Source organism: Streptomyces enissocaesilis (genome assembly GCF_039533765.1).
Taxonomy (GTDB): Bacteria; Actinomycetota; Actinomycetes; order Streptomycetales; family Streptomycetaceae; genus Streptomyces; species Streptomyces enissocaesilis.
This window is the reverse complement of sequence record NZ_BAAAUD010000085.1, coordinates 1-2,545: the sequence shown is the minus strand read 5'-3', so window position 1 is coordinate 2,545 and position 2,545 is coordinate 1. Positions and strand designations below refer to the sequence as shown.

The 2,545-nt window shown below is 66.2% G+C and carries 1 protein-coding gene and 1 pseudogene; one reads left to right on the top strand and one right to left on the bottom strand.

The annotated features are described in order from the left end of the window. Positions 1 to 534, bottom strand: a 534-nt coding sequence (locus tag ABD374_RS31660) for a hypothetical protein (RefSeq protein WP_344500084.1), incomplete at its 3' end; no start/stop codon positions are given. Positions 535 to 781: 247 nt separating this feature from the next. Here ABD374_RS31660 and ABD374_RS31655 point away from each other — a divergent pair. Beyond that, positions 782 to 2,032 (top strand): annotated as a pseudogene (locus ABD374_RS31655) (ISAs1 family transposase). Positions 2,033 to 2,545: the final 513 nt, after the last annotated feature.

Sequence of the window (2,545 nt, the reverse complement as noted above, 5' to 3'; positions counted from 1 at the left end):
GAGCGCGGCGATCATGCCGATAGCGGCGTTCATCTGGAGCTCGTCACGGGGCGCCTCGGAGGTGTTCTGCCGTACACCGTCCTGGCGGAGCACCACGATGTCGCGTCGCCAGATGGTGGCTGTGACCTGGTCGCCGGTCTTGAGCCGCGCCAGGAGTGGCCCCGAGTCGCCGAAGGACACGGTTCCCCGCCAGGAGTCCTGGTCCGTCAGGGTGGCCTCGTAGGAGGAGCTCTTCCCGCCGGTCTTGTTCACTGTCTTCTCCACGGTGAGGCGCCAGGCGCTCAGGCAGTCCGTCTGCTCCTTCTCGATAGCGTGGGCGGAACACGGCTCGGCCGCCCGGTAGTCCTGGTAGCGGCTCTGATCGGAGGGCAGCCACCAGCTGAACACCACGTAGGAGGCTGCCGCCGGTATCAGGGACAGCAGGATCAGCAGCACACCCATGAAACGCACCCGGCCCAGCGACCGCCGGCCGGCACCCTTCCCGTCCGGCACCCCGCGCGTGTTACGCGCCGTCGCCCACGCATGTGCTGTCATCGCCCACCTCCTGCGCGCCATCATTCATCAGCCCCAAAGCTGCATACAACGAGGTCGGACGGCAGCGGACGAGAGGCGCCGGCTGCCGTATCCCGGCAAATCCAGCCGCAATAATGAGGCGCAGTCGAAGGGCGGTATACGGGCTTTTCGTCGTCCCGGACCTCGACGCGCACATGGCTGGGCCGCATCGACCCAGGGCTTCGGCGTAGTCGATTGACGTCCGGTTGCTGACGTTCCGTCGCGCCTGATGGGATCAGGTACGAAGCAGGCACGGACGTCCGTGATCATGGAGTTCTCTACGCTCTGTGATCTTGGGAAGCCCGTGCCTGCCGCAGAATCATCTCCGATCCCGCCCTCGTTTGACCAGCTCAACCCGCACCCCGAAGTCGCTGTCGGCGAGGTGCCCGGCCTGCTGGAACGCCTGGCCGAAGTCCCTGACCCACGTGACCGCCGTGGTGTCCGGCACACCCTCGGTACGGTACTGGCTCTGACCGCGTGCGCCGTCCTGGCCGGGGCCAGATCTCTGCTGGCCGTGGCTGAGTGGGTCGCCGATGCGCCGCTGGAGCTGCTCGAGCAACTGGGGGCCACCGTCGACCCGTTGGCTCCGCACCGCTCCCGCCCCGCGGAGTCCACGATCCGGCGGCTCCTGGCCAGAATCGACGCCGATGCCCTGGACCGGGCCATCGGGACCTGGCTCGCCGACCGCCGGCCCCAAGGCGATTGCCTGCGGGCACTGGCCGTGGACGGCAAGTCGCTGCGGGGCGCGGCCCGCGCGAAGGGCCGGAAGATCCACCTGCTGGCCGCCTGCGACCACGCCGGCGGGCTCGTTCTCGCCCAGCTGGATGTCGGCGAGAAGACCAACGAGATCACGTGCTTCCGGCCGCTGCTGGACACCCTGCCCGACTTGGAGAACACCGTCGTGACCAGCGACGCCCTGCACACTCAACACGACCACGCCGCCTACCTCCTGGACCGGTAAGCGCACTACATCGTGATCGTGAAGGGCAACCAGAAGAAACTCTGCACGCAGCTGAAGTCCCTTCCCTGGAAGCAGATCCCGCTCCAGGACAAGACCCGGGCGACCGGACACGGCCGCACCGAGATCCGCCGCCTGAAGGTGTGCACCGTGAACAACCTGCTCTTCCCCGGCGCCCGCCAGGCCGTCCAGATCGTCCGCCGCCGACGCAGCCGCAAGACCGGAAAGATCAGCATCAAGACCGTCTACGCGGTCACCAGCCTCACCGCCGAACAGGCTGCCCCGGCCCAGCTCGCCACCTTGATCCGTGGGCACTGGACCGTGGAATCGCTGCACCACATCAGGGACGTCACGTTCACCGAGGACGCCTCCCAGACGCGGACCGGAAACGCTCCACGCGTCATGGCCTCGTACCGCAACCTCACAATCGGCGCTTTCCGTCTGGCCGGCGTCCGCAACATCGCCTCCGGCCTCCGCCGGACAGCACGGGACGCGACCCGCCCCCTCGCCCTACTCGTGTGACTTTTTGGGTGTTGTTTGGGGTGTGGGGTGGGGTGTGGGCTGGGGTGTTGTGGGTTGGTTGAGAACGGGTGTGGTGGGTGCAGGGGTGGGCTGGCCTGGGGTTGGGGCTGAGTGAGGGCCTTGTTCTGGGCGGGTTCCGGGGATGTAAAGGCTTGGGGTGTGTTTTGCCTGGTCAGCGTGGGCGGGGCCGGGTGGGGGAGTGGGGGCGGTGGTGGTTTTCGGCGAGGTGGTCGAGTTGTACCGCGTCGAGGGTAGCTTTGGTGATTTTTTCGGTGCCGTTGTGGATGGCGGTGATAGCGGCTTGGCGGATGCTGACTCTCATGTCCCTGCCGTAGGTAATTCTCATTCCAATGTCATTTGAGATGGCGCATGTCAGCTATCGGGGCAGGGGGGATGTGAGGTTGCTTTAGAAGCCGTATCTCAACCGAATGCGATCTGTTGATTTTCCCTGGTCAGGCATGGGTTCGGGTGGGGTGAGGGAGAGTTCCGATGTTCTGTTCCGCTGTTCGGTGA